This is a genomic window from Methylobacterium bullatum (assembly GCF_014845095.1).
In the GTDB taxonomy this organism is placed as follows: Bacteria; Pseudomonadota; Alphaproteobacteria; order Rhizobiales; family Beijerinckiaceae; genus Methylobacterium; species Methylobacterium bullatum.
In genome coordinates this window covers 1-6473 of the sequence record NZ_NKUG01000026.1, presented here as the reverse complement: position 1 = coordinate 6473, position 6473 = coordinate 1, and the positions used below count along the sequence as shown (strand labels likewise).

Here is a 6473-nt window from a genome sequence, read left to right as displayed (position 1 = left end):
TCGTTGTCCCGCCATGTCTCCTCGTCTCGCCCTCGCGGCCTTCATCGCCCTCATCGTCCCGGCCTTCGCCACAGAACCGCTGGCACCTCCCGGCGCCCCCGCCTCCGCCTTTCCGAAGCCGGACAGGCCGGTGGCCGAGATCATCGCGCCGCTCTGGGCATCGGAAGCCCAGCGCGACAAGGTCGACGAGGTCGGCCAGGTGGCGCGGCTGATGCGGATCGCGCCCGGGGAGACGGTGGCCGATATCGGGGCCGGCAGCGGCTATTACACGGTGCGTCTGGCTGAGCGGGTCAGGCCGCAGGGGCGGATCGTCGCCGAGGACGTGACGCCGCGCTACCTCGCCGACCTGACCGCCCGCATCGCGCAGGCCAAGCTCGGCAACGTCACCGTGGTGCGGGGCGAGCCCCACGATCCGAGGCTCCCGCCCGGCTCCCTCGACGCGGCGTTGCTGGTCCACATGTATCACGAGATCAGCCAGCCCTATGGCCTCCTGCACAACCTCGCCGCCGCGATGAAACCCGGCGGCCGGGTCGGGATCGTCGATGCCGACGCGATTCCCTCGCGGCACGGGACGCCGCCCGCCCTCCTGCGGTGCGAACTCGCGGCGGCGGGCTACCGGGAGACCGGCTTCTCGGTGCTGGAGGGCGGGGTCGGCTATCTCGCGATCTTCGAGGCGCCCACGGTCGACGCGCGTCCCGTCCCCTCCGCGATCTCCCCCTGCAAGGACGTGGCGACGCGATCCGACCGGCGGTGATCGCGCCCGGATTCACGGTTCGGTAGCGGCGAAGCGCTAGGGTGGCCCCGCCTCGAACACCGAGCGGGAGAATGAGTGCGTGGTCCTGACGTTTTGGCTCGATCAGCCTGTCTGGCTGATGTTCGTCCTTCTGAGCGCCGTCTTCGCGGTCTGCATGGGTGCCATCAGCCTTCTCTCCACCTGGTCCGCGACGCGGCCGGGCATGCATAAGCTCGGGATCGGCGTCGTCGCCCCCTATTTCAACGCCATCTCGGTGATGCTGGCGCTGCTCACGGGCTTCGTGGCCAACGACGCCTGGGAGCGTCAGCGGCAGGCGACGAAGATCGTCCAGTCGGAGAAGACCAACCTCCTCGCCGTGCATGACCTGAGCCTCGCCACGGCCTCCGACATGTCCGCGATCCGCACCAAGCTGGTCGCCTATGCGAACGCGCTGATCGACGACGAATGGCCGAAGATGACGGTGGGCGAGTCGTCGGCGACCGCCAACGAGGCCCTGGGCGAGTTGATGCAGTCCGTGGCCGATCCCCGGCACAGCGCCGAGGCGGGAGCCGCCGCGCATGGGAGCCTTCTCGACGCGGTGATGAACCTGCGGGCCGAGCGCGGCACGCGCCTCGGGCTCGCCGATGTTCAGGGCGACCAGTCGAAATGGCTGACGCTGATGGTGCTGGCGCTGCTCACCCTCGTGTCCATCGGGCTGATCCACGTGGACAAGCCGGTGCCGCAGGCCGTGGCGATGATCCTGTTCTCGGTCGCCACGGTGACGACGCTGGGAATGATCGGACTGCACGAGCGGCCCTTCGACGGGCCGATGCCGGTGACGTCGGCGCCGCTGGAGATGGCACGGACGGCGATGACGACCGTCAAGCCCTGAGCGACGGCCCGGTCGGGTCGCTCCCGCCTCAGGCGGGCTCGTCGGGCGGCTTCGGCCCGGCGGGGGCGAACAGGTCGTCGGGCGGATCGACGACGACCCGGCCGTTGGCGACGTCGAGGGTCGGGACGAAGGCCTTGGTGAAAGGCAGGAGCGCGGTGGGACCGCCCAGCGTCGGCTTGATCTCGAGGAGATCGCCGCCGCCGTAATTCGGCACGTCGGTGACGGTGCCGAGGAGTGCGCCGGACACATCCACCACGTCGAGGCCGACGAGATCGGCCGTGAAGAACTCGTCTTCGTCCTCGACATGGCCGAGGCGGTCGCGCGGAAGGTAGATGGCGAGGCGGTTGAGCGCTTCCGCACCGTTGCGGTCGGAGACGCCCTTCACCCGCACAACGAGCAGGTCGGGCGAGGCTCCGCCGGCCCGGCGCACGTCGGTGAGCTCGATGCGCTGGCCCCCGGCGCCGATGAGCGGCCCGTAGGAGCCGATGGCCTGCGGATCGCCGGTATAGGATTTCAGGCGGATTTCGCCGTTGAGCCCGTGCGCGCGACCGAACTCGCCCATCTGGACGAGGCTCGGATCGGTGGACGGGAGCGGCACCTCCGGCATCGGCCGGGGCCGATGCGCGGAGGTCGCCGAGCCCGAGCCGATGCGGCCCGGGCGGTCGCGACGGCCGCCATCGCCGGTGGGGTTGCTGCCTCCGGGACGGCGCGCCATCGCGAAAACGCCTTAGGCCGCGGCGTCTTCGGCCGGGGCGGCGGCCTTCTCGGCGCGCTTGGCGGCGCGCTCCTTGGCCTTCTCGCCCGGCTCGGCCTTCTGCGGGTTGTTGCGCGCGGGGCGCTTGGCGAGGCCGGCGGCGTCGAGGAAGCGCAGGACGCGGTCGGTGGGCTGGGCGCCCTTGGCGAGCCAGGCCTGGATCTTCTCGGACTCGAGCACGATGCGGGCCGGATCGTCCTTGGCCTTCATCGGGTCGTAGACGCCGACCTTCTCGATGAAGCGGCCGTCGCGGGGCGCGCGGGCGTCGGCGACGACGATGCGGTAATACGGGCGCTTCTTGGCGCCGCCACGGGTGAGACGGATCTTGAGGGACATGGTGTGCTCCTGGAGGTTGGTAATCTGATCGTTCTGGGCGGATAGCGAGTAGTGAGTAGCGAAGAGGGCCGGCCTGCCGCCCCTTCGCTATTCGCTACTCCCCATTCGCCCCTACTTCTTCTTCCCGAACGGGAAACCGCCGAGGCCCGGCAGACCGCCCGGCCCCTTCGGCCCTCCGAGCCCCGGAAGGCCCGGCATCTTTCCGCCGCCGAAGCCCGGCGGCATGGGAGGCAGCTTGCCGCCCATCTGCTTCTGCATCGCCTCGATCTGCTCGGGCGTCGGCTCGGGCATGCCGGGGGGAAGGCCGGGCATGCCGCCCATCCCGCCACCGCCGAGACCGAACATCGAGCCGAGCGCCTGGCCGATGCCGCGCTTGCCCGACCCCATAGCCTTCATCATGTCGGCCATGGTCCGGTGCATCTTGAGGAGCTTGTTGAGCTCCTCCACCTTCGTCCCCGACCCCGCGGCGATGCGCTTCTTGCGGGAATTCTTGAGGATGTCGGGATTCTTGCGCTCCTGCGCGGTCATCGACGAGATGATGGCGCGCTGGCGCTTGAACATGTTCTCGTCGAGATTGGCGCCCTCGACCTGCTTCTTCATGGCGCCCATGCCCGGCAGCATGCCCATCAGGCCGCCGATGCCGCCCATCTTCTCCATCTGGGCGAGCTGCATCGACAGGTCGTCGAGGTCGAACTTGCCCTTGCGCATCTTCTCCGCGGTGCGGAGCGCCTGCTCGTGGTCGATGGTCTCGGCCGCCTTCTCCACGAGGGAGACGATGTCGCCCATGCCGAGGATGCGGTTGGCGACGCGGGAAGGATGGAACTCCTCGAGGGCGTCCACTTTCTCGCCGGTGCCGACGAGCTTGATCGGCTTGCCGGTGACGGCGCGCATGGAGAGCGCCGCGCCACCGCGCGAATCGCCGTCCATGCGGGTCAGCACGATGCCGGTGACGCCCAGGCGCTCGTCGAAGGCGCGGGCGGTGACCACCGCGTCCTGGCCGGTGAGCGCATCGGCCACCAGCAGGACTTCGTGGGGATTCGTCGCCGCCTTGACCTCGGCGGCCTCCGCCATCAGCGCCTCGTCGAGGGTGATGCGGCCGGCGGTGTCGAGCATCACCACGTCGAAACCGCCGAGGCGGGCGGCATCCATGGCGCGGCGGGCGATCTGCACCGCCGACTGGCCCTCGACGATGGGCAGGCTGTCGACGCCGACCTGCTTGGCCAGGATCGCCAGCTGCTCCATGGCGGCCGGGCGGCGGGTATCGAGGGAGGCGAGCAGCACCTTGCGCTTGTCGCGGTTGGTCAGGCGCCGGGCGATCTTGGCGGTGGTGGTGGTCTTGCCCGAGCCCTGGAGGCCGACCATCAGGATGGCGACGGGGGCGGGGGCGTTGAGATCGATGAGGCCGGCCTCGGAGCCGAGCATGGCCACGAGTTCGTCGTTGACGATCTTCACGACCATCTGGCCGGGCGTCACCGACTTGACGACGACGGCGCCCACCGCCTTCTCGCGCACCTTCTCGGTGAAGCCGCGCACCACTTCGAGGGCGACGTCGGCTTCCAGCAGCGCGCGGCGAACCTCACGCAGGGCGGCGGTGACATCGGCTTCCGTGAGCGCACCCCGACGGGTGAGCCCCGAGAGGATACCGGACAGGCGGTCGGACAGGCCTTCGAACATCGTCTGGCTCTCCGAACCTACTGGAACAGGCCGGCGGACGAGACGCGCCGCACCTGCAGCGCCGCCTCGAAGGCGTTGATCGCCGACGCGAACTTGTCCCGGCAATCGGGATTGCAGAACCCGACGACGGACCCGTTGTAGAGCGTCAGGGAATCGGCCGCGATCGGCTTGCCCGACCAGGGGCAGACATCGTTGACCGCATCCTCGATGCGAAGGGGTTCATGCGCTTGCGACAGGGCGAGACTCACTCGTCTGGATCGGCGGAGCGACGGCCTGTTTCCAACGCGAAACTCGCCCGAGGGCGCATCGCGCTGTCGGGCGTTGACCTCCGGCCTCACAGGGCCGGTCGGCGTTCGTATTGACGACATGTCGTCGGATATGAGGTTGGCGGACTAGTCCGAGAGCCCGCGCAAGTCAAGATCGTGGTCGAGGGGGCGATGCATTCATGTCGATGCCCGCCTTGGGAGTACCTCACGAAACTCCCGGTCGCTTCCCGCTCACGGCCCTTCTCGCTCACGGCGCAACGGCGCAGCGGGAGTTTTGTGAGAGACACCGAGTCGCCCAAACGGCGGTGAATAGCGTATTCAGACATCCAAACCGCCAAGCTTGGTCAGTGAGCGTGTGACCCGAAAGAGAGAGTGCCCGTCCCGGATGCCGGATTTTTACACGCTGTATCTGGTCGTGCTGATAGCCGGGCTCTCCCATTGCGTGCTCTGGGCCAGCGTCCTCTATCGCTACAGGGAGCTGGCCGGGGTGCGCTACTGGCTGGCGGGCAGCCTGGCCAAGGTGGCGGGCGGCATCCTGCTCGCCCTCGATGGCGGCGTCGGGAATTTCGCCACCACCGTCGGCGGGAATGCCGTCGCCTGTCTGGCCTTCTACCTGAACACGGTCGGCCTGCGCCGCTTCCACGGGGACGAGCCGCGTTGGGCTCTCCATGCCGGGCTGCTGGCCGCCAGCGTGCTCGCCATGGCGCTCACTTGGCAACCCTGGTGGGGCCAGAACCCGCTCTACGTCACGTCGCAATGCATTCCTCTCGCGCTCGCCATCCTCTATCTCGCCCGGCGCCGGATTCGGGAGCTCGGCGCGCTCATCACGATGAGCGCACTGGCGACCGCGATCACGGCCCATGGCATCGTCGCCTGCGCGGTGACGGTGAGGCTCAGCGGCATCGCACCGGATGTGTCCCTGGTCTCCCTCGCCGCCATCGACCTGCTGGTCTTCATCCTGGCGGGCATCGTCTGGAATTTCGGCTTCCTCGTCTCGGTGGTCGACAGCCTGATGGCGACGGTGGAGCGGCTGGCCGCCGAGGACGACCTGACCGGCCTGCCCAATCGCCGCCAGTTCATGCGGCAGCTCGCCGGGGAGTGCGCGCGCGAGACCGGCGAACCGTTCAGCGTGATGCTGATGGACCTCGACCGGTTCAAGGGGATCAATGACGGCCTCGGCCACGTGGCCGGCGATGCCGCGCTCCAGCACGTGGCGGACGCGGTGCGGGGAAGCCTCCGCCCCGCCGATGTGTTCGCGCGGCTCGGCGGCGACGAATTCGGCATCCTGCTTCGCGGGATCGAGGGGGATGCGGCAACCGAGATCGCCGAGCAGGCCAACGCGGCCCTGCGCGCTTCGCCCTTCCTCTGGCGTGGGGAGACCATCGGGCTGACGATCAGCATCGGCGTGACCTCGGCTGTCCCCGGCAGACACCACACGCCGGAGGAACTCATCGAATGCGCGGATTCCGCGCTCTACGCCACGAAGGGCCGGACACGAGACGGCTGGACATTCCTGCCCTTCGCGTCCCGGCCGGGCTTCGGCGCAGGTCAGGCGGGCGGGGCGAAGGCCGCGCGCCTGCCCGACCGGGCCTCCCGCATCCCGCTGGCAGGCTGAACCGACCGCCTGCGGTCGAGCGCTATGAGAGTCACGCATCTCGCGGGATGCGCGGGACCCTCCTCCCCAGCGGATCTCGGGCCTGCCCGAGATCCGTCGAGCTTGTGGGGAGGAGTTGGAGGTGGGGGCGGTCGGGCGACCCTCACGCTGCGGAGGCTGGCGGAGCCACCCCCACTCCTAACCTCTCCCCACAAGGGGGAGAG

At 69.3% G+C, this 6473-nt stretch carries 7 protein-coding genes; 3 read left to right on the top strand and 4 right to left on the bottom strand.

Annotated elements, in window-relative coordinates; translation table 11 throughout:
* Positions 1 to 13: 13 nt before the first annotated feature.
* Both MBTS_RS03555 and MBTS_RS03550 read left to right on the top strand, forming a co-directional pair.
* The gene (locus tag MBTS_RS03555) at positions 14 to 754 is read left to right on the top strand and encodes a class I SAM-dependent methyltransferase (RefSeq protein ID WP_192215088.1); all 741 of its coding nucleotides are present in this window, start codon (positions 14 to 16) and stop codon (positions 752 to 754) included.
* A 79-nt stretch (positions 755 to 833) separates the two neighbouring features.
* The gene (locus MBTS_RS03550) at positions 834 to 1625 is read left to right on the top strand and encodes a bestrophin-like domain (RefSeq protein ID WP_056144458.1); all 792 of its coding nucleotides are present in this window, start codon (positions 834 to 836) and stop codon (positions 1623 to 1625) included.
* A gap of 28 nt (positions 1626 to 1653) precedes the next feature.
* Here MBTS_RS03550 and rimM read toward each other — a convergent pair whose 3' ends face one another.
* From rimM to MBTS_RS03530, 4 genes are all read right to left on the bottom strand, one after another.
* Entirely contained in the window at positions 1654 to 2340 is a 687-nt protein-coding gene (rimM, locus tag MBTS_RS03545) for a ribosome maturation factor RimM (RefSeq protein ID WP_192215087.1), read from the bottom strand.
* Between the two features lie 12 nt (positions 2341 to 2352).
* A complete protein-coding gene (gene rpsP, locus MBTS_RS03540; protein WP_018042769.1) occupies positions 2353 to 2715 on the bottom strand; it encodes a 30S ribosomal protein S16 in 363 nt (120 codons plus the stop codon).
* A 111-nt stretch (positions 2716 to 2826) separates the two neighbouring features.
* A complete protein-coding gene (gene ffh, locus MBTS_RS03535; RefSeq protein WP_192215086.1) occupies positions 2827 to 4389 on the bottom strand; it encodes a signal recognition particle protein in 1563 nt (520 codons plus the stop codon).
* 17 nt (positions 4390 to 4406) lie between these two features.
* Positions 4407 to 4637: a hypothetical protein gene (locus MBTS_RS03530; RefSeq protein WP_056144470.1), complete on the bottom strand. Its 231-nt coding sequence runs from the start codon at positions 4635 to 4637 to the stop codon at positions 4407 to 4409.
* A 403-nt stretch (positions 4638 to 5040) separates the two neighbouring features.
* Here MBTS_RS03530 and MBTS_RS03525 point away from each other — a divergent pair, with 403 nt between their 5' ends.
* Complete coding sequence (locus tag MBTS_RS03525) at positions 5041 to 6270, top strand: GGDEF domain-containing protein (RefSeq protein ID WP_192215085.1); 1230 nt, start codon at positions 5041 to 5043, stop codon at positions 6268 to 6270.
* Positions 6271 to 6473: the final 203 nt, after the last annotated feature.